The following is a 20,922-nucleotide window of genomic DNA, read 5'->3' as shown; positions in this document are numbered from 1 at the left end:
TCGCTTTTTGCAGAAAACACGCGTATCGTGCGACCCACTGTGTTTGCTAGGGTCACCGTGAATCGTGGCCTGGTGCAGTTGATCTCACGATCCGCTCATCGATCCGCTTTACCAACGCCTGCAACTCAGTCTCGGCCCCGATACCCGGTGGCTGCGATTTTTTTCAACATGTGTTTCAGGAGTTAGTAAAAATGTCTGAACGTCAGACCGGTACCGTCAAGTGGTTCAACGACGCCAAGGGCTTCGGCTTCATCACCCCGGAAAGCGGCCCGGACCTGTTCGTGCACTTCCGCGCGATCCAGGGCACCGGCTTCAAGACCCTGCAGGAAGGCCAGAAGGTTACCTTCATCGCCGTCCAGGGTCAGAAGGGCATGCAGGCTGACCAGGTGCAGGCGGTCTAATCCGTCTGCTACCGTTGGGTAGCCAGAACGCCGGAAGCGAAAGCTTCCGGCGTTTTTTATTGCCCGCCTTTTTTTTGTAGAGTCGAGCCATGCTGGACTGCGCCCAAAGACAGTCGAGCATGGCTCGACTCTACAAAGGACATGCAGCCGGCGCGGTACGATGCGCGTCTCCCCAAGGGATCACCCCCATGCGCATCGTCCACCATCTGGAAAACTCCCGTTCGCTGCGCGTGCTGTGGATGCTGGAGGAGCTGGGGTTGGACTACGAACTGCGCCGCTATCCGCGCGATCCGAAGACGCTGCTGGCGCCGCCGGAACTGCGCAACGTGCATCCGCTCGGCAAGTCGCCGGTACTGCAGGATGGTGAGCTGGTACTGGCCGAGTCCGGCGCGATCCTCGACTACCTCGCTGACCGTTACGACACGCAACGCCAGCTGTCGCCGTCACCGATGCCGGCAGACGGGGCCGAACGCATCGCTTACCGCTACTGGCTGCACTACGCCGAAGGCTCGGCGATGCCACCGTTGCTGCTGACCCTGGTGATGGGCCGCATACGCAACGCGCCGATGCCGTTCTTCGCGCGCCCGATCGCACGCAGCATTGCCGACAAGGCCGAGCGCGGCTTCATCGGCCCGCAGCGGCGCCTGCACCTGGACTGGATGGAGCGCCGCCTGGCCGAAAGCCCGTGGTTTGCCGGCGAGCGTTTCAGTGCGGCCGACATCCAGATGAGCTTCCCGATCCAGGCCGCTGCCGCGCGCGGTGGTGGCCTGGACGACAAACCGGCACTGCGTGGCTTCCTCAAGCGTATCGGTGAACGCCCGGCCTACCAGCGTGCCGAGGCCCACGGCGGCCACCTGCAGGCGCTCGGCGGCAATTGAGGAGGGCGGCCGTCGCCCTCATCTCCAGCACGATGGATACCGACACTCCCCGTTTCGACAACCGCCTGCTGCACACCCTGCCGGGCGACCCCGAATCCGGCCCGCGCAGGCGCGAAGTGCTGGGCGCCGCCTGGTCGCCCGTGATGCCGACCCCGGTGACGGCGCCCACGCTGTTGGCCTGGGCGCCGGACGTCGCCGAAATGCTTGGCTTCGATACCGCTGAAGTCGAAAGCGAAGGTTTCGCGCAGGTATTCGGCGGCAATGCGCTGTACGCCGGCATGCAACCGTGGGCAGCCAACTACGGTGGCCATCAGTTTGGCCACTGGGCCGGCCAGCTTGGCGACGGGCGTGCGATTTCGCTGGGTGAGCTGGTTGCGCCGGATGGCCAGCACTGGGAGCTGCAGTTGAAGGGGGCCGGGCCAACGCCGTACTCGCGGGGGGCCGATGGACGGGCAGTGCTGCGCTCATCGATCCGCGAATTCCTGTGCAGCGAGGCGATGCATCACCTTGGCGTGCCGACTACGCGCGCGTTGTCACTGGTCGGCACCGGTGAGGACGTGGTGCGCGACATGTTCTATGACGGCCATCCGCGTGCCGAGCCAGGCGCCATCGTATGCCGGGTCTCGCCGTCGTTCCTGCGCTTCGGTTCGTTCGAACTGCCGGCCTCGCGCGGTGAAACCGCCCTGCTGCAGCAGCTGGTGGATGCCTGCATCGCCCGCGACTTCCCCGAACTGCAAGGGCAGGGCGAGGCGCTGTACGGCGACTGGTTCGCGCAGATCGCCGTGCGCACCGCCGAGATGATCGCGCACTGGATGCGTGTCGGCTTCGTGCACGGCGTGATGAACACCGACAACCTGTCCGTGCTCGGTGTGACGCTGGATTACGGCCCCTATGGCTGGGTCGAGGACTTCGATCCGGACTGGACGCCGAACACCACCGACGCCCAGGGGCGCCGCTACCGCTTCGGCACCCAGCCGCAGGTGGCGTACTGGAACCTGGGCCGATTGGCGCAGGCGCTGTCGCCGCTGTTCGCCGATGTCGCACCGCTGCAGGCAGGCCTGGCGGCTTACCAGTCCACGTTCGTGGCCTGCACGCGTCGCGATGCTGCAGCGAAGCTGGGGCTGGCTGCTGCCGACGATGATGACCTGCAGCTCTACCAGCGCTGGCAACAGCTGATGCAGGAGGGCGCAATGGACATGACCCTGGCTTGGCGCGCACTGATGCGCATCGACCCGGCGGCAGCAGATGCGACGGTTCTGGACGCGGTGTACTACGACGAGGCGCGGCGACAGGCAGTGCAGGCACCGCTGCAGCACTGGCTGCAGGACTACGCAGCGCGCCTGCGCCGCGATCCGCTGGCGGCCAGCGAACGCCAGGCGAAGATGGCAGCGACCAACCCGCTGTACGTGCTGCGCAACTGGCTGGCCCAGGAAGCGATCGACCGCGCAGAGCAGGGGGATCTCGGCGGCGTCCATGCACTGCAGGACGTGCTGCGCGACCCGTACACCGAGCGTGCCGGCCTGGAACACTTCGCTGGCAAGCGCCCGGCGTGGGCCGACAATCGTGCCGGTTGCTCGATGCTGTCCTGCAGTTCCTGAGGGTGGGTTTCGGCAGGGCTGCGCCCTGCACCTGCGGAGGCCAGATCAACAGCCAGAGCAAAAGCGGATTCCGTGGTTTGGCGGGGCGGTGTCGGAGTGCGGGGACGCTGCAAGTACGTCCCTGTAAGCTTGGCAGCCGCATCCATGCGGCTGACACCCCGCACTCCGACACCGCCCCACCTCCGACAGATTCCCGCGGCTGTGGGTAGGTGTCGACCTTGGTCGACACATCTGTCAGAAATCGAATGAAATTCCGGGGTCAGATCCGTTTTCCTTCGTAAAACGGATCTGACCCCATGAGCAATTCCGACAGATCGCAGGAAACTGTCGAAGGCGGGGTGGGTCCGGTTGCGGGGGCGTGAGCGCCATGGATGGCGCGACCGAGCCTACGCGGACGTATCTACGGCGTCCCCCGCAACCGGGCCCGCCCCGCCATCCCCCGGAATGCAGGCTGTTGCTGTTGCCGTTGCCGTTGCCGTTGCTGTTGAGGTTGCCGGCCAGCGGCCGGCACTACGGCAGGTGCCGGGCGCAGCCCGGCCGGACACCACCAGCAGGCAGGCGGCGCCCGGAACAGGTACCCTATGCCGCCATCAGATAGCCAATGTGACATGACCGACGCCATCGTCGCTCCGCAGTGGGCCTCCCGCCTGCGCGACATCGCCGACTTCCCCAAGCCCGGCATCCTGTTCAAGGACATCATGCCGCTGCTCGCCCATGGCGAGGATTTCCGCGGCGCGATCACCGCGATGGCCGACCGTTGGCGCGACCAGAAGCTGGACGCAGTGGTCGGCATCGAATCGCGTGGGTTCATCCTCGGTGCCGCGATGGCGCTGGAGCTGGGCGTCGGCTTCGTGCCGGTGCGCAAGCCGGGCAAGCTGCCGGGCCAGGTCCTGCGCGAGGAATACACGCTGGAATACCGCAGCGACTGCATCGAAGTGCATGCCGATGCGCTGCCGGCCGGCGCCCGCGTGGTGATCATCGACGACGTGCTGGCCACCGGCGGCACGCTGGTCGCTGCGCTGTCGCTGGTGCGCCGCCTGGGCGTTGAAGTGGTCGGCGCCGGTGTACTGGTCGAACTGGACGGCCTCGGAGGTCGCGCCCGCTGGGAATCGGACCTGCCGCTGCACACCGAACTGGTGTTCTGACCGAAGGGTGGGTGCCAACCAGGGTTGGCACCTGCCAGCGCGAATGGCCGGGAGCCGGTCGTTGCCAACCTTGGTTGGCAGCACTTTTCGCGACGGGTGCCATGGACGGGCCAACCAAGGTTGGCCGCTACCAGGCCAGATCGTTACCAACCGTAGTTGGCAACGCTGCTTCAATCACATCATCCGCACGCGGAAACGACGGCCCTTGATCTTGCCGGCTTCCAGCTTGGCCACGGCCTTGTTGGCCTGCTCACGCGCGATCGCCACATAGGAGCGGGTCGGGAAGATCGCGATCTTGCCGATGAACTTGCTCGACAGGCCGGCATCACCGGTCAGCGCACCGAGGATGTCGCCCGGGCGCAGCTTGTCGGTCTTGCCACCGTCGATGCGCAGCGTGCGCATCGCGGCCTGCGGCAGTTCGGCCGGGCGCGAGGTTGCCAGCGGCGTCTTCTGCCAGTCCAGCGGCTGCCCCATCTGCGCTTCGATGGCGTCGGCGCGGGTCTTCTCGCGGCCGGCCACCAGGCTGATCGCCAGGCCGCTGGCACCGGCGCGCCCGGTACGGCCCACGCGGTGCTGGTAGCTCTCCACGTCGGTCGGCAGTTCGTAGTTGATCACCGCCGCCAGCTCTTCCACGTCCAGGCCGCGCGCGGCGACGTCGCTGGCGACCAGCACGTTGCAGCTGCGGTTGGCCAGCAGCAACAGCACTTCCTCGCGGTCGCGCTGCTCCATGTCGCCGTGCAGGGCCAGTGCGGAGAAGCCGAACTGCTGCAGCGAGTTGGCCACTTCGTCCACGTCCTTGCGGGTGTTGCAGAACACGACCGCCGATTCCGGCGTGTACTTCAGCAGCAGGCCGGCCAGCGCCTTCTGGCGATGCGCCGGTTCCACCTCGCAGAACAGGTGGCGGATGGCCGGTGCCTGGTCGGCTCCTTCCACGGTCACTTCCACCGCGTCGCGCAGCAGGTCACGCGCCATGGCGCGGATGCTGTCGGGGAAGGTGGCGGAGAACAGCAGGCTCTGGCGGTCCCTATGGGTGCGGCCGGCGATCTCGCGGATCGGCTCCTCGAAGCCCATGTCGAGCATGCGGTCGGCCTCGTCCAGCACCAGCGTGCGCACCGCGCCCAGGTTCAGCGCGCGCTTGCGTGCCAGCTCCTGCACGCGGCCGGGCGTGCCGACCACCACATGCGGATCGTGGCCTTCAAGCGAGGCCAGCTGCGGGCCCAGCGGCACGCCGCCCACCAGCAGCAACAGCTTCAGGTTGGGGATGCCGGTGGCCAGCTTGCGGATCTGCTTGCCGACCTGGTCGGCCAGTTCGCGGGTCGGGCACAGCACCAGCGCCTGCACGCGGATCAGGCTGGGGTCGATGGCCTGCAGCAGGCCCAGGCCGAAGGCGGCGGTCTTGCCGCTGCCGGTGGGTGCCTGTGCGATCACATCACGGCCATCGAGGATGGCCGGCAGGCTCTGCGCCTGCACGGGGGTGAGGGTGGTGTAGCCGAGGGCATCCAGGCCGGGCTGCAGGGCCGGGCTCAGCGGCAGGGTCGAGAAGTCAGTCATGGCGCATTGTACCTGCCTGCGCGGCCGGTCCCGCCTGATCGGATGGGGTCGAATCCCTTTCCGCAGGAAAGGGCTCCGACCCCATCGGAGTCGTCATCCACGCAGGGCGTGAATATACCCGGGGGGCGTCCACGCATGGCGTGGATCTACGGGTGGATGCCGACCTGGGTCGGCACGCTCCTGCTCAGCCAAGCACCGCCAGTACACCCTGATGGATCGCCAGGCCACCGAACAGCAGCCAGGCGAACAGGATCAGCGCCAGCAGCAGCGGCTTCAGCCCGGCCTGGCGCAGCGCCGAGACGTGGGTGGTCAGGCCCAGCGCGGCCATCGCCATCGCCAGCAGCACGGTATCCAGCTGCACCAGCCCCGCCTGCAGGCCCGCCGGCAGCAGATGCAGCGAGTTGAACCCGGCCACCGCCACGAAACCAAAAGCGAACCACGGCACCACGATGCGCGCCTTGCTGCCGTCGGCGCTGGCCTTGCCGCCACGCGCCAGCCACAGCGACAGCGCGACCAGGAACGGCGCCAGCAGCATCACCCGCACCATCTTGGTGATCACCGCCGTGTCGGCCGCTGCTTCGTTGACCGCGCGGCCTGCCGCCACCACCTGTGCCACTTCATGCACCGTCGCACCGGTGAACAGGCCGTACTGCCGCGCGTCCATTGCCAGCCAGCCGTGCGACTGCACCAGTGCATACAACGCCGGGTAAAGGAACATCGCCAGCGTGCCGAACACCACCACCGTAGAGACCGCGACGGTGACCTGCGCAGCGCGGCCGCGCACCACCGGCTCGGCGGCCATTACCGCCGCCGCGCCGCAGATCGCGCTGCCGGCGCCGATCAGCATCGCCGCTTCGCGCTCCATCTTGAACACACGCATGCCCAGCCAGCAGGCCAGCCCGAAGGTGCTGGCGACCACCAGCACGTCCATCAGCACGCCGGCCACGCCGACGTGGCCGATGTCCTGGAAGGTCAGGCGCAGGCCGTACAGCACGATGCCGGCGCGCAACAGCCAGTGCTTGGAGAAGCCGACACCGGCCGCGCTGCTCGGCGCCAGCCGCGGGTAAAGGGTGTTGCCGACCACGATGCCGGCGACGATGGCCACGGTCAGCGCGCTCAGGCCATGCGCCTGGAGCCAGGGAAGCTGGGCCAGGTACAGCGACGCCGCCGCGATCAGGCCCACCAGCAGCAGGCCGGGCAGGCGAGGCTGCCAGCGTTGGCGCAGGGCGGGCAGGGACCAGGAGGAGAGAGCGGTGGCGTTCATGGCGCGACAGGACTGGAGTGATGGGCCAAGCGTGCGCCTGTGTCACTGACCTGTAAAACGAATAATATGGGTGAAACCTACCTATAAAGCGGGTACATTCCATGCGCCTGACCTTGCGCCAGCTGCAGGTCTTCGTCGCCATCGCCGACCATGGCACCACCACTGCCGCCGGCCAGGCCGTCGCGCTCTCGCAGTCGGCCAGCAGCGCCGCCCTGCAGGAGCTGGAGGCGCACTTCGGCACCCCGCTGTTCGACCGCATCGGCCGCCGCCTGGCGCTGAACGGGCACGGCCGCGCGCTGCTGGAGCCGGCGCGCACCTTGCTGGTCAACGCCGCCGATCTGGAGCGGCAGCTGGCCGCCGGCGGCGACCCGTCGCAGGGCGCACCGCTACGGCTGGTGCTGGCCGCCAGTACCACCATCGGCAACTACCTGCTGCCGCCACGCATCGCCGAACTGCTGCGGCAGGCGCCGCAGGCCGAGGTCGATCTGCGCATCGACAACAGTGCCGGCGTGGTCGCCGCGGTACAGCGCCTGGACGTCGACGCCGGCCTGATCGAAGGCCCGTGCCATGAGCGTGGCCTGCAGGTGACCGCCTGGCAGCAGGACCCACTGGTGATCGTGGCTGCCGCCGATGCCCGCGCACGCTGGTCGCTGGATGAACTGCGCCGCGCACGCTGGCTGCTGCGTGAGCCTGGCTCCGGCACCCGCGAAGCCGTGGAACAGGCCCTGCTGCCGCACCTGCGTGGCTTCGCGCAGACCCTGCAGCTGGGCAATACCGAAGCGATCAAGCAGGCCGCCATCGCCGGCCTCGGCCTGGCCTGCCTGTCGCGCCACGCGCTGGAAGAGCCGCTGGCCCTGGGCCGCCTGCGCGTGCTCGAGACTCCGCTGCCGGCCCTGCAGCGCACCCTGTGGCTGGTGCGCCACCCCGGCAAGCAATGGCTGCCGGGGTTGCAGGCGTTGCTGGGGGAGGTGGGGTAGCCATCAGATTTCCAGTCGACTCCATCCATCGACCCTTCTTGTAGCGCTCATCCACGCATGGCGTGGATCTACCGTGTCGACCAAGGTCGACACCCACCAGAGCAGAATGTAGTTCCGACAGATTGCAGGAATCTGTCGAAGGCGGGATGGGTCCGGTTGCGGGGGTGTCCGCGGCATGGATGCCGCGGCCAAGCCCCCAGGGACGGGTTTACGGCGTCCCCCGCGACCGGACCCATCCCGCCATCCCACAGGAAACCAGCTTTTGACGTTGCCGTTGAGGTTGCCGGCCAGCGGCCGGCACTACCGCGGGTGCCGGGTGCAACCCGGCCGACGCCCCCAACCCGTACAATATCCGGATGCCTCTGATTACTCTGCAGAACGTCGACTTCAGCGTCGGCGGCCCATTGTTGCTGGAAAAGGCCGAACTGTCGATCGAGCCGGGCGAACGCATCGCCCTGATCGGCCGCAACGGCGCCGGCAAATCCACCCTGCTCAAGCTGCTGTCCGGCGACCACAAGCCCGATGACGGCGAAGTCCGCGTGCAGCAGGGCGTGCGCGTCACCCGCCTGGAGCAGGAAGTGCCACACGGCGCCGCCGGCTCGGTGTTCGACGTCGTTGCCGATGGTCTCGGTGAACTGGGCCAGTGGCTGGCCGAGTTCCACCATCTCAGCCATGCCGAGGTCTTCGATGGTGAAGCCCTCGGCAATGTGCAGGCCAAGATCGACGCCGCCAACGGCTGGGGCCTGGACCAGCGCGTCAGCGAAACGCTGACCAAGCTCGACCTGGACGGCGATGCCGAATTCGGCCGCCTGTCCGGCGGCATGAAGCGCCGCGTGCTGCTGGCCCGTGCACTGGTCTCCAGCCCGGACGTGCTGCTGCTGGACGAACCGACCAACCACCTGGACATCGAAGCCATCGACTGGCTCGAAGCGTTCCTGAAGGGCTGGAGCGGCAGCGTGGTGTTCGTCACCCATGACCGCCGCTTCCTGCGTGCGCTGGCCACCCGCATCGTCGAGATCGATCGCGGCCAGGTCACCAGCTGGCCGGGCGACTGGGCCAACTACGAGCGCCGCCGCGAGGAACGCCTCAACGCGCAGGCGCAGGAAAATGCCCGCTTCGACAAGCTGCTGGCGCAGGAAGAAGTCTGGATCCGCCAAGGCATCAAGGCGCGCCGTACCCGCGACGAAGGCCGCGTGCGCCGCCTCAAGGCGATGCGCACCGAACGCTCGCAGCGCCGCGACCTCAGCGGTAACGTCAAGATGGAAGCTGCGCAGGGCGTCAGCTCCGGCAAGAAGGTCATCGACGTCAAGGACATTTCGTTCGCCTTCGGCGAGCGCACCATGGTCCGCGATTTCACCACCACCATCCTGCGTGGCGACCGCATCGGCCTGATCGGCCCCAACGGCAGCGGCAAAACCACGCTGCTGAAGCTGCTGCTGGGCGAACTGCAGCCGGCCAAGGGTGAGGTCAATGCGGGCACCAACCTGCAGATCGCCTATTTCGACCAGTACCGCGCGGTGCTGCGCGAAGACTGGAGCGCGATCGAGAACGTGGCCGAAGGCCGCGATTTCCTCGAGTTCAACGGCAAGCGCAAGCACGTGCATGCCTACCTGCAGGACTTCATGTTCACCCCCGAGCGCGCGCGTGCGCCGATCACCCGCCTGTCCGGTGGCGAGCGCAACCGCCTGCTGCTGGCCAAGCTGTTCGCGCAGCCGTCCAACCTGCTGGTGATGGACGAACCGACCAACGACCTCGACGTGGAAACCCTGGAGCTGCTGGAAGAGCTGCTGGGCGAGTACACCGGTACGCTGCTGCTGGTCAGCCACGACCGTGACTTCATCGACAACGTGGTGACCTCCACGCTGGTGATGGAAGGCGACGGCGTGATCGGCGAGTACGTCGGTGGCTACAGCGACTGGCAGCGCTATGCGGCCAGCGTGGCTGCGCCTGCCGCGGCCCCGGCTGCCAAGCCGGCGACTGCTGCACCGGCCGCTGCTGCGGCCGCGACTCCCGCAGCCCCCAAGCGCAAGCTGGCGTACAAGGAAGCGCGCGAGCTGGAGCAGCTGCCAAAGACCATCGAGAAGCTGGAAGGCGATGTCGAAGGGCTGACCTCGGCGATGAACGACCCATCGTTCTACACCCGCAGCAGTGCTGAAGTGACGGCGCACACCCAGCAGCTGGCCAAGGTGCAGGCCGAACTGGATGCCGCTTACGCGCGCTGGGAAGAGCTGGAAGGCTGAGCGTTGACCGGCGCCAGCGATCGCGCCGATTGATGTAGAGCCGAGCCCACGCCCGGCTCAGCAGACCCACGCCATGCGTGGATATCCGGAATCTGTGCGGACCAACGGTCCGCACCTACCAACCAACGGTCCGCACCGACCGGGGGGCCGGCCGTCATTTGACCCCGTGCAGATCCCGCAGCTGGCTCGGCCGGCTGCCGAAGTACGCCGCCAGATCGGCGATGTCCTGATCACTCAGGTCCTTCGCCTGCGGCGTCATCAGCGCATGCTGGCGGTCACCGGCGCGGTAGGCCTGCAGCGCGTGCGCCAGGTAGTCACCGTACTGCCCACCCAGCTTCGGATAGGTCGGATCGATCGGCGCATTGCCGTCGGCCCCATGGCAGTCGATGCAACTCTGGTTGGTGGCTTTGCCCTTCACCTTGGCGCGGGCCTCACCGGCGGCCTCGCGACCTGCCGGCAGGCCGGCGGAGGACGATGAACCGTGCTCGCCGCTGGCATGGCCCGGGTCGGCGGCCGATTTTTCGCTGTTTTCCACCTGCGACTGTGAGCAGGCGGCCAGCAGCAGGGCAACGGACAGGGCGATGGCGTGACGCATCGGATGCGCGGCTTTCGACATGGGCGGGCCTTACTTGACGGTGGACAGGTAAACAGAGAGATCGGCGATCTCCTGTTCGCTGAAACTCATCGACTGCGCCTGCATCGTCGGATGCCGGCGCTTGCCCTGGCGGTACTCGGTCAGGGCCTGGGCCAGGTACTGCTGGGTCTGGCCGCCGATCTTCGGCACCCGGTAACTGGGGTAGGCGTTCTTGTAGCCGGTGATCCCGTGGCAGCCCTGGCAGGTGTAGGCCAGGATGCGGCCATTGTCGAAGTTGCCGGTGGGTGCGGCGGGCGCTGGCGCAACGGCGGGAGCCGGGGCCGGGGCGGGTGTGGCAGGAGCAGGAGCGGGCTGTGCGGCGGCCCCAAGGGGCAGGAGGACGGCCAGAGCGAGACAAGCGGCGAGCGGCTGCGGGCGCATGGTGTCGTTTCCGGGGATTCGGGTCTGGTCGTTCCGGCGTGGGGTACGGAACGACCCGAGTATAGCCTCAGGTTTCATCTAGCTGAAATGGGGGCGCGCCGACCAGCGGCGTGAAGGCACCATGACCTTTGGGATATGGTGTTGCCGTGAAGTGGTGCATTACTTTGCTACCACACCTGTCCACGCATCCTTCAGGGACCCGACGATGTTGCACCCAACCTTCCTGTCCGGCCGTCGCAGCGGAATCTGCGCTGCCGCACTGCTGATCTCCACCTCCCTGCTGCTGGGCGGTTGCGCCGCAGGGCCCAATTCCGAAGCCAAGGCTGCCGAGACCAAGGAGGAGAAGAAGGTCGACGCAGTCCCGGTCGAAGTGGCGGTGGCCAGCCATCGTGCCGTCGCGGCCAGCTACACCGGCACGGCCGCGCTGGAACCACGCGCCGAGTCGCAGGTGGTCGCCAAGACCTCCGGCGTGGCGCTGGCGGTGCTGGTCGAGGAAGGGCAGCGGGTCACCGCCGGCCAACCGCTGGTGCGGCTGGACCCGGATCGTGCACGGCTGGCCGTTGCACAGAGCGAAGCGCAGATGCGCAAGCTGGAAAACAATTACCAGCGCGCACAGAAGCTGGTCGGCCAGCAGATGGTCAGCGCCGCCGATGTCGACCAGCTGCGCTACGACCTGGAAAACGTCCGCGCGCAGTACCGGCTGGCCACGCTGGAGCTGTCCTACACCACGGTGGTGGCGCCGATCTCCGGCGTGATCGCATCGCGCTCGATCAAGACCGGCAACTTCGTGCAGATCAACACGCCGATCTTCCGCATCGTCGACAACTCGCGGCTGGAAGCGACCCTCAACGTGCCCGAGCGTGAACTGGCCACCCTGCGCGCCGGCCAGCCGGTGACGCTGGCGGCCGACGCGCTGCCGGGGCAGAGCTTCACCGGTACCGTTGATCGCATCGCGCCGGTGGTGGATTCGGGCAGCGGCACGTTTCGCGTGGTCAGCGCCTTCGACGGCGCCGCACACGCGCTGCAGCCCGGCATGTTCGGTCGCATCCGCATCGACTACGACCAGCGTGCCGATGCGCTGGTCGTACCGCGCCTGGCGTTGCTCGACGACGGTGAGCCGGCGGTGTTCCGCGTGCGCGAAGGCAAGGTCGCACGCGTTCCGGTCAAGCTGGGTTACGCCGAGGGTCCGTGGGTGGAGATCCGTGATGGCCTGGCGGCCGGTGATCAGGTGGTCACCGCCGGCAAGGTCGCCCTGCGCGACGGCACCACGGTGCAGGTGATTGCCGATCCGAAGGCGAAGACGGTCGCTGCGGCCGCCAAGCCAGCAGACAAGGCCGGGAGCAAGCAATGACCGCCCCGGGCCACGACCACGGTGCCTCGCCGGCGAGCGACGGCGCCGCCGGCGGCATGCGCGGCGGCCTGGTGGAGTTTGCCACCCGCCGCCGCGTGACCATCGCCATGTGCACGGTCACGCTGCTGCTGTTCGGCCTGATCGCGCTGGGCAATCTCAAGGTCAACCTGCTGCCCGACCTGAGCTACCCGACGCTGACCGTGCGCACCGAATACACCGGTGCAGCGCCGACTGAAATCGAAACCCTGATCACCCAGCCGGTCGAAGAAGCGGTCGGCGTGGTCAAGAACCTGCGCAAGCTGAAGTCGGTCTCGCGCACCGGCCAGAGCGACGTGGTGCTGGAATTCGCCTGGGGCACCAACATGGACCAGGCCAGCCTGGAGGTGCGCGACAAGATGGAAGCGCTGAACCTGCCGCTGGAGGCCAAGGCCCCGGTGCTGCTGCGCTTCAATCCGTCCACCGAGCCGATCATGCGCCTGGTGCTGTCGAACAAGACGGCGCCGACCAGCGATGCCGATGCGGTGCGCGAGCTGACCGGCCTGCGCCGCTATGCCGATGAAGACCTCAAGAAGAAGCTGGAGCCGGTCACCGGTGTGGCGGCAGTGAAGGTGGGCGGCGGCCTGGAGGACGAGATCCAGGTCGACATCGACCAGCAGAAGCTTGCCCAGCTGAACCTGCCGATCGACACCGTCATCAAGCGCCTGAAGGACGAGAACATCAACATTTCCGGCGGCCGCCTGGAGGAGGGCTCGCAGCGCTTCCTGGTGCGTACCGTCAACCAGTTCGCCGACCTGGAGGAGATCCGCAACCTGCTGGTGACCACCCAGGCCGCCAATGGCAGCGCGGCGGACTCGGCGCTGCAGCAGATGTTCAACATCGCCGCGTCGACGGGTTCGGCGGCCGCCATCGCGGCGGCGTCGGCGGCACAGAGCGCATCGTCCGGCGGTGGCTCCAGCGTGGTTGCCAACGGCGTGCCGGTGCGCCTGAAGGACGTGGCCACCGTGCGCCAGGGCTACAAGGAGCGCGAAGCGATCATCCGCCTGGGCGGCAAGGAGTCGGTCGAGCTGGCCATCTACAAGGAAGGCGACGCCAACACCGTGTCCACCGCTGAAGCGCTGCGCAAGCGCCTGGAGCAGATCAAGGGCACGTTCCCGTCCGATGTCGAGCTGACCACCATCGAGGACCAGTCGCGCTTCATCGAGCACGCCATCGCCGACGTCAAGAAGGATGCCGTGATCGGCGGCCTGCTGGCGATCCTGATCATCTTCCTGTTCCTGCGCGATGGCTGGAGTACGTTCGTGATCAGCCTGTCGTTGCCGGTCTCGATCATCGCCACGTTCTTCTTCATGGGCCAGCTCGGCCTGAGCTTGAACGTGATGTCGCTGGGTGGCCTGGCATTGGCCACCGGCCTGGTGGTGGATGACTCGATCGTGGTGCTGGAGAGCATCGCCAAGGCCCGTGAGCGCGGCCTGGGCATCCTGCAGGCGGCGATCGCCGGCACCCGTGAAGTGAGCATGGCCGTGGTCGCCTCGACCCTGACCACCATCGCGGTGTTCCTGCCGCTGGTGTTCGTCGATGGCATCGCCGGGCAGCTGTTCCGCGACCAGGCGCTGACCGTGGCGATCGCCATCGCGATCTCGCTGCTGGTGTCGATGACCCTGATCCCGATGCTGAGCTCGCTGAAGGGGCGGCCGCCGCTGGCGTTCCCGGAAGAGGCGCCGAACGCAGCATGGCAGCCGCAGAAGCGTTGGCAGAAGCCGGTTGCACTGGGCCGCCGTGGCGTGCTCGCCAGCGTGCGCTGGAGCTTCTATGCGCTGGCCTGGCTCGTGGTGCGCCTGTGGCGCGGCGTGGTGGCGGTGGTCGGCCCGGTGATGCGCAAGGCCAGCGACCTGGCGATGAAGCCCTATGCAGGCGCCGAGCGAGGCTACCTGCGCCTGCTGCCGAGTGCGCTGGCGCATCCCGGCAAGGTGCTGGGCGTGGCAGCCATCATTTTCGTGGCGACCATGGCGCTGGTGCCGATGCTTGGCGCCGACCTGATCCCGCAGCTGGCGCAGGACCGTTTCGAAATGACGGTGAAGCTGCCGGCCGGCACGCCGCTCAAGCAGACCGATGCACTGGTGCGCGAGCTGCAGCTGGCGCATGGCAAGGGCGAAGGCGTGGCCTCGCTGTATGGCGTCAGTGGCAGCGGCACCCGGCTGGATGCCAGCCCGACCGAAAGTGGCGAGAACATCGGCAAGCTGACCGTGGTGATGGAAGGTGGCGGCAATGCGCACACTGAAGCGGCGATCACCGAGCGCTTGCGCGGCACCATGAGCCAGCACCCGGGTGCCCAGGTCGACTTCGCGCGGCCGGCGTTGTTCAGCTTTTCCACGCCGCTGGAAATCGAACTGCGCGGGCAGGACATGGCGACCCTGGAAGTGGCCGGCCAGCGCCTGGCGGCGATGCTGCGCGGCAACGCCCACTACGCCGACGTGAAGTCGACGGTGGAAGAGGGCTTCCCGGAAATCCAGATCCGCTTCGACCAGGAGCGCGCCGGTGCGCTGGGCCTGACCACCCGCCAGATCGCCGACGTGGTGGTGAAGAAGGTGCGTGGCGACGTCGCCACCCGCTACAGCTTCCGTGACCGCAAGATCGACGTGCTGGTGCGCGCCCAGGAAGGTGACCGCGCCAGCGTGGAGAGCATCCGCCGGCTGATCGTCAATCCGGGCAGCACCCGCCCGGTGACCCTGGACGCGGTGGCCGACGTGGTCGCCACCACCGGCCCCAGCGAGATCCATCGTGCCGACCAGACCCGGGTCGCGGTGGTATCGGCCAACCTGCGCGACATCGACCTGGGCGCCGCCATGCGCGAAGTGCAGCAGATGGTGGCCGAGCAGCCGCTGGGCGCGGGCGTCGGCCTGCACATCGGCGGCCAGGGCGAGGAACTGGCGCAGGCGGCGAAGTCGCTGATCTTCGCCTTCGGCCTGGCGATCTTCCTGGTCTACCTGGTGATGGCCTCGCAGTTCGAATCCCTGCTGCACCCGTTCGTGATCCTGTTCACCATCCCGCTGGCGCTGGTCGGCGCGATCCTGGCGCTGATGCTGACCGGAAAGCCCATCTCGGTGGTGGTGTTCATCGGCCTGATCCTGCTGGTCGGCCTGGTCACCAAGAACGCGATCATCCTGATCGACAAGGTCAACCAGCTGCGCGAGGCCGGCGTGGCCAAGCATGAGGCGCTGGTGGAAGGTGCGCGCTCGCGCCTGCGGCCGATCATCATGACCACGCTGTGCACGCTGTTCGGCTTCCTGCCGCTGGCGGTGGCGATGGGCGAGGGCGCCGAAGTGCGTGCACCGATGGCGATCACCGTGATCGGTGGCCTGCTGGTGTCGACGCTGCTGACGCTGCTGGTGATCCCGGTGGTGTACGACCTGATGGATCGTCGCGGCGACACCTACTACCGTGAGCGCGGCCGCAAGCACGCCGGTGAGAGCCTGCATGGCGACGAGGGCGGCACAGCGGGTGTGGAGGAACCGGCATGAGTGTTGCCGAGTTCTCCATCCGCCGTCCGGTCACCACCATCATGTGCTTCGTGTCGCTGGTGGTGATCGGCCTGATCGCTTCGTTCCGGCTGCCGCTGGAGGCGTTGCCGGACATCTCCGCGCCGTTCCTGTTCGTGCAGATTCCCTACACCGGCTCGACCCCGGAAGAAGTGGAACGGACCATCATCCGTCCAGTCGAGGAATCGCTGGCGACGATGACCGGCATCAAGCGCATGCGCTCGTCGGCCACCTCCGAGGCGGCGCTGATCTACATCGAGTTCAGCGACTGGGACCGCGACATCGCCATTGCCGCGTCGGACGCGCGCGAGCGTATCGACGCGATCCGCAGCGACCTGCCCGACGACCTGCAGCGCTACAACGTGTTCAAGTGGTCCAGCAGCGACCAGCCCGTGCTGAAGGTGCGGCTGGCCAGCACCACCGACCTGACCACCGCCTATGACATGCTCGATCGTGAGTTCAAGCGGCGCATCGAGCGTATTCCCGGTGTGGCCCGCGTCGATATCACCGGTGCGCCGCCGAACGAGGTGGAGATCGCCATCGATCCGAACCGGCTCAACGCGCATGGGTTGAGCATCAACGAGCTGAGCGAGCGCCTGCGCACGCTGAACTTCTCGATCTCGGCCGGGCAGATCGATGACAACGGCCAACGCGTGCGCGTGCAGCCGGTAGGCGAGATCACCGACCTTCAGGAGATGCGCGACCTGGTGATCAACGCCAAGGGCCTGCGCCTGGGCGACATCGCCGACGTGCGCCTGAAGCCGGCGCGGATGAACTACGGGCGCCGCCTGGACGGCAACCCGGCGGTGGGCCTGGACATCTTCAAGGAACGCAGCGCCAACCTGGTGGACGTTTCGCGTGCGGCACTGGCCGAGGTCGAGGCGATCCGCGCGCAGCCGTCGATGCGCGACGTGCAGATCAAGGTGATCGACAACCAGGGCAAGGCAGTGACGTCCTCGCTGCTGGAGCTGGCCGAGGCCGGCGCGGTCGGCCTGATCCTGTCGGTCACCGTGCTGTTCTTCTTCCTGCGCCATTGGCCGTCGACGCTGATGGTGACCCTGGCCATTCCGATCTGCTTCACCATCACCCTCGGCTTCATGTACTTCGTCGGGGTGACACTCAACATCCTGACCATGATGGGCCTGCTGCTGGCCGTCGGCATGCTGGTCGACAACGCGGTGGTGGTGGTGGAGAGCATCTACCAGGAGCGCGAGCGCATGCCGGGGCAGCCACGGCTGGCCTCGATCATCGGCACCCGCAACGTGGCCATCGCGCTCAGCGCCGGCACGCTGTGCCACTGCATCGTGTTCGTGCCGAACCTGTTCGGCGAGACCAACAACATCAGCATCTTCATGGCGCAGATCGCGATCACCATCTCGGTCTCGCTGCTGGCCTCGTGGCTGGTGGCGGTCAGCCTGATCCCGATGCTGTCCGCGCGCATGGCCACGCCCAAGCTGGTGCACTCGCAGACCGGCCTGATCGCGCGCCTGCAGCGACGCTATGCGCAGCTGCTGGACTGGTCACTGCATCACCGCGGTTGGAGCCTGCTCGGCATCCTGCTCGTGGTGCTGGTCAGCCTGGTGCCGATGAAGCTGACCAAGGTCGACATGTTCGGTGGTGAGGGGGGCAAGGACATCTTCATCGGCTACATGTGGAAGGGCGCCTACACCTACCGCCAGATGTCCGAGGAAGTGGCGCGGGTGGAGAACTGGATCGACCAGAACCGCGAACGCCTGCACGTGAAGCAGGTGTATTCCTGGTACAGCGAGCAGGAAGGCAGCTCCACGGTGGTCACCCTGGACGAAAAATACGCCAAGGACATCAAGTCGCTGCAGGAGGAACTGCGCAAGGGCCTGCCGAAGTCGGCACGCACCGATTACTTCGTCGGCAACCAGGGCGGCGATGGCGGTGGCGGCAGCAACCAGGGCGTGCAGGTGCAGCTGGTGGGTGATTCCAGCTCGATGCTGCAGGAGATCGGCCAGGAAGTGGTGCCGTTGCTGGCGCAGCGTGCCGAGCTGCGTGACGTGCGCATCGACAACGGCGAGAAGGGCGGCGAGCTGAAGGTGCGCGTCGACCGCGAGCGTGCCGCAGCGTTCGGCTTCAATGCCGAGCAGGTGGCCAGCTTCGTCGGCCTGGCGCTGCGCGGCGCGCCGATGCGCGAGTTCCGCCGCGGTGACAACGAAGTGCCGGTGTGGGTGCGCTTTGCCGGCGCCGAGCAGAGCAGCCCGGAAGACCTGGCCGGTTTCAGCGTGCGCACCGGCGATGGCCGCAGCGTGCCGCTGCTGAGCCTGGTCACCGTGGACGTTGGTTCGTCCGCCACCCAGATCGGCCGCACCAACCGCCAGACCACGTTGACCATCAAGGCCAACCTGGCCGAGAAGGTCACCGCGCCGGACGGGCGCAAGGCGATCGAAGCCGTGCTCAAGCCGATGAACTTCCCGGCCGGCTATGGCTTCACCTTCGACGGCGGCGACTACGGCAACGACGACGAGGCCATGCAGCAGATGGTGTTCAACCTGCTGATCGCACTGGTGATGATCTACGTGGTGATGGCGGCGGTGTTCGAGTCGCTGCTGTTCCCGGCGGCGATCATGAGCGGAGTGCTGTTCTCGATCTTCGGCGTGTTCTGGCTGTTCTGGATCACCGGCACCTCGTTCGGGATCATGTCCTTCATCGGCATCCTGGTGCTGATGGGCGTGGTGGTGAACAACGGCATCGTGATGATCGAGCACATCAACAACCTGCGGCGCAGCGGCATGGGCCGCACCCAGGCGCTGGTGGAAGGCTCACGCGAACGCCTGCGCCCGATCATGATGACCATGGGCACGGCGATCCTGGCGATGATCCCGATCTCGCTGACCGATACGCAGATGTTCGGCAATGGCCCGGAGTATTCGCCGATGGCGCGCGCGATTGCGGGCGGCCTGGCGTTCTCGACGGTGGTCAGCCTGCTGTTCCTGCCGACGATCTATGCGGTGCTCGATGACCTGCGCAATGCCGTGACGCGGTTGATCCGCCGTGCACGCGGGCTGGAGAGGATGGAGCCGGGCGCTGCCCGGCTGTAATGCGCGCCAACGTGTTGTGGTGTGGGGGAGGCCGGTCGTAGTGGGGCGGTCTCCCCCTTTTTTTCTGCTCGCCGCGTCGCGGCATCGCCCGAGCATGGGCTCGGGCGCTACAGATTCTGTGGCCGGTTGAGAGGCTTATCCCGCCACCTTGCCCCACACCTTGAAGGTGGTCAGCCACAGGCCGAGCATGCTGCCGATGTTGGTCAGCATGAAGGTCAGCACCACGCGGGTAACGCGATTGCGGTACCAGCCCTTCAGGCTCTGCGCATCGTCGCGCAGCTTCAGGAAGTCTTCGTAGGCCGGCTTGCGCAGGCGCGCTTCCAGCAGCGCCGAGAATGCGCCGGTCGGGATGCTCAGGCGGAACGGCTTGAACGGGGCCACCGCGATCGCGGTGAGAATGCTCAGCGGGTGACCGCCTGCCAGCAGGCAGCCCAAGCCCGCCAGTCCGCCGGTATACATTGCCCAGGTCGCCAGCAGCTCGGTGCCCACGCCCAGGCCGCCGCGGTAGAAGCCCACACCGATGCCGGTCGCCACGATCGCCAGGATGCCGAGCGTGAACCACGGGATGTTGCGCTTCTTCGGCACCGCCTCCAGCTCGGCGCGCAGCGGCGCCGGTGCCTCGGTATCGGTTTCCAGGTAGCGCGCCAGCCCGGCCAGGTGACCGGCACCGACCACCGCCAGCACTTCACGCTGCTGCGGGGTGTGCTCCTCGCGCAGGCGCGTGGCCATGTAGCGGTCGCGCTCGCCGATGATGGTTTCGTACAGCGCCGGGCTCTCGCTGGCGAACTCACCGAAGCTCGATTCCAGCATGTCGCCCTGCTTGAGCTTTTCGATCTCGTTCTCGCCCACTTCCTCGGACGAGAACAGGCCGGCGCCCAGCCCGGCAACCAGCTTCAGCTTGCCGAAGAACCCAAGCCGCTGCGACGCCCGGCGGAAGGTCAGGCCGACCTCGCGGTCGATCAGGTGCACCGGCAGGTCGCGTTCGCGCGCCAGTTCCACCGCGCGTTTCAGTTCCGCGCCCGGCTCGATGTCGAGCTGTTCGGCCAGGCGGCGCTGGTAGGCGGACAGGGCCAGGTTGGCGGCGAACAGGGCGACGCGGCCCTTGCGGATCACCTCGACCAGGTCGAGCTTGGCCAGCGTGTCCGGGTCGCTCAGCGCCTGCAGGCGCTGCGGGTCCAGCTCGACGGCAACCGCATCGAAGCGGCCGCTGTCGATGGCTTTTTCCACGGCCTCGACGCTGGCGCGGGAGACGTGGGCGGTGCCCAGCAGAGTGTAGCGCACGCCGTCGCGTTCGACGACGCGCACCGGCTGGCCGGCGAACAGGTCGTCACCGGTCTCGGGAAGGGTTTCGGTCATGGGTTCATTCATTGGAAGGTGCGGTGTCGGCGCCATCGCCGAGCGCGCGCTGCATCTGCACGGTGTCCAGCCAGCGGCCATGCTTGCGGCCGAGGCCACGGAACACGCCCACCAGTTCGAAGCCGAAGCGTTCGTGCAGCTTGATTGAAGCAGTGTTGGTCGGCTCGCCGATCACCGCCACCATCTGCCGGTAGCCACGTGCGATGCAGGCGTTGATCAACGCCTGCAGCAGGCCGGTGCCGACGCCCTGGCCCTGGAAGCGGGCATCGACGTAGACCGAGTTCTCAACGGTCCACTGGTAGGCGACGCGGGTGCGGTAGGTGTTGGCGTAGGCATAGCCGGCGACCTGGCCGTCGATCTCGGCGACCAGGTAGGGGAAGCCGCGATCGACGATGTCGCGCATGCGGCGCAGCATCTCGGTCGCGTCCGGAATGTCGTACTCGTAGGTGTTGACGAAGTCAGTCACTTCCACCGCATAGATCGCGGTGATCGCGTCGATGTCGGCCGGGCCGGCATCACGGATGAGGACGGCCATGCGCGGGCTC

The 20,922-nt window shown here is 67.2% G+C and carries 15 protein-coding genes; 9 read left to right on the top strand and 6 right to left on the bottom strand.

Features of this window, described 5'->3' with window-relative positions:
* The first annotated feature begins 191 nt into the window (after positions 1-191).
* The 4 genes from AC5P53_RS08935 (at position 192) to AC5P53_RS08920 (ending at position 4,022) form a co-directional block, all read left to right on the top strand.
* Positions 192-401, top strand: coding sequence for a cold-shock protein (locus tag AC5P53_RS08935; protein WP_005416210.1), 210 nt, complete (start codon positions 192-194; stop codon positions 399-401).
* A gap of 188 nt (positions 402-589) precedes the next feature.
* Entirely contained in the window at positions 590-1,279 is a 690-nt protein-coding gene (locus AC5P53_RS08930) for a glutathione S-transferase family protein (RefSeq protein ID WP_014646835.1), read from the top strand.
* Positions 1,280-1,311: 32 nt separating this feature from the next.
* The gene (locus AC5P53_RS08925) at positions 1,312-2,877 is read left to right on the top strand and encodes a protein adenylyltransferase SelO (RefSeq protein ID WP_241886703.1); all 1,566 of its coding nucleotides are present in this window, start codon (positions 1,312-1,314) and stop codon (positions 2,875-2,877) included.
* Positions 2,878-3,485: 608 nt separating this feature from the next.
* Complete coding sequence (locus tag AC5P53_RS08920) at positions 3,486-4,022, top strand: adenine phosphoribosyltransferase (protein WP_049405272.1); 537 nt, start codon at positions 3,486-3,488, stop codon at positions 4,020-4,022.
* A gap of 174 nt (positions 4,023-4,196) precedes the next feature.
* On the opposite strand, the gene dbpA is transcribed toward AC5P53_RS08920, so the two are convergent.
* Together dbpA and AC5P53_RS08910 are read right to left on the bottom strand one after the other, a co-directional pair.
* Positions 4,197-5,573, bottom strand: coding sequence for an ATP-dependent RNA helicase DbpA (gene dbpA, locus AC5P53_RS08915; protein WP_014646838.1), 1,377 nt, complete (start codon positions 5,571-5,573; stop codon positions 4,197-4,199).
* Positions 5,574-5,757: 184 nt separating this feature from the next.
* Entirely contained in the window at positions 5,758-6,837 is a 1,080-nt protein-coding gene (locus tag AC5P53_RS08910; protein ID WP_032960449.1) for a YeiH family protein, read from the bottom strand.
* 101 nt (positions 6,838-6,938) lie between these two features.
* Between AC5P53_RS08910 and AC5P53_RS08905 the strand changes: the two genes are divergently transcribed.
* Entirely contained in the window at positions 6,939-7,814 is an 876-nt protein-coding gene (locus AC5P53_RS08905; RefSeq protein WP_014646840.1) for a LysR substrate-binding domain-containing protein, read from the top strand.
* Positions 7,815-8,170: 356 nt separating this feature from the next.
* Positions 8,171-10,054: an ATP-binding cassette domain-containing protein gene (locus AC5P53_RS08900; protein ID WP_014646841.1), complete on the top strand. Its 1,884-nt coding sequence runs from the start codon at positions 8,171-8,173 to the stop codon at positions 10,052-10,054.
* A 154-nt stretch (positions 10,055-10,208) separates the two neighbouring features.
* Here the strand turns inward: AC5P53_RS08900 and AC5P53_RS08895 are convergent, their stop codons facing one another.
* Together AC5P53_RS08895 and AC5P53_RS08890 are read right to left on the bottom strand one after the other, a co-directional pair.
* Positions 10,209-10,670, bottom strand: coding sequence for a c-type cytochrome (locus tag AC5P53_RS08895; protein ID WP_005416218.1), 462 nt, complete (start codon positions 10,668-10,670; stop codon positions 10,209-10,211).
* Between the two features lie 9 nt (positions 10,671-10,679).
* The gene (locus AC5P53_RS08890) at positions 10,680-11,069 is read right to left on the bottom strand and encodes a c-type cytochrome (RefSeq protein WP_111206121.1); all 390 of its coding nucleotides are present in this window, start codon (positions 11,067-11,069) and stop codon (positions 10,680-10,682) included.
* 205 nt (positions 11,070-11,274) lie between these two features.
* Between AC5P53_RS08890 and AC5P53_RS08885 the strand changes: the two genes are divergently transcribed.
* From AC5P53_RS08885 to AC5P53_RS08875, 3 genes are read left to right on the top strand one after another with little or no spacing between them, the layout of a single operon-like run.
* The gene (locus AC5P53_RS08885) at positions 11,275-12,420 is read left to right on the top strand and encodes an efflux RND transporter periplasmic adaptor subunit (RefSeq protein WP_168708226.1); all 1,146 of its coding nucleotides are present in this window, start codon (positions 11,275-11,277) and stop codon (positions 12,418-12,420) included.
* 56 nt (positions 12,421-12,476) lie between these two features.
* A complete protein-coding gene (locus tag AC5P53_RS08880) occupies positions 12,477-15,938 on the top strand; it encodes an efflux RND transporter permease subunit (protein WP_495227400.1) in 3,462 nt (1,153 codons plus the stop codon).
* Entirely contained in the window at positions 15,935-19,021 is a 3,087-nt protein-coding gene (locus AC5P53_RS08875; RefSeq protein ID WP_014646844.1) for an efflux RND transporter permease subunit, read from the top strand. The genes AC5P53_RS08880 and AC5P53_RS08875 overlap by 4 nt, the downstream gene beginning before the upstream one ends.
* 135 nt (positions 19,022-19,156) lie before the next feature.
* On the opposite strand, the gene AC5P53_RS08870 is transcribed toward AC5P53_RS08875, so the two are convergent.
* Positions 19,157-20,377 (bottom strand): TraB/GumN family protein, encoded by a 1,221-nt coding sequence (locus tag AC5P53_RS08870; protein WP_142234601.1) that lies wholly within the window; start codon positions 20,375-20,377, stop codon positions 19,157-19,159.
* A 4-nt stretch (positions 20,378-20,381) separates the two neighbouring features.
* On the bottom strand, positions 20,382-20,912 hold the full coding sequence (locus AC5P53_RS08865) for a GNAT family N-acetyltransferase (protein ID WP_069117148.1): 531 nt from the start codon (positions 20,910-20,912) through the stop codon (positions 20,382-20,384).
* Positions 20,913-20,922: the final 10 nt, after the last annotated feature.

The organism is Stenotrophomonas sp. YJH_SMC_82, from assembly GCF_059368875.1.
The sequence above is the reverse complement of the archived record's forward strand: the minus strand, read 5'-3'. Positions and strand labels throughout refer to the sequence as shown.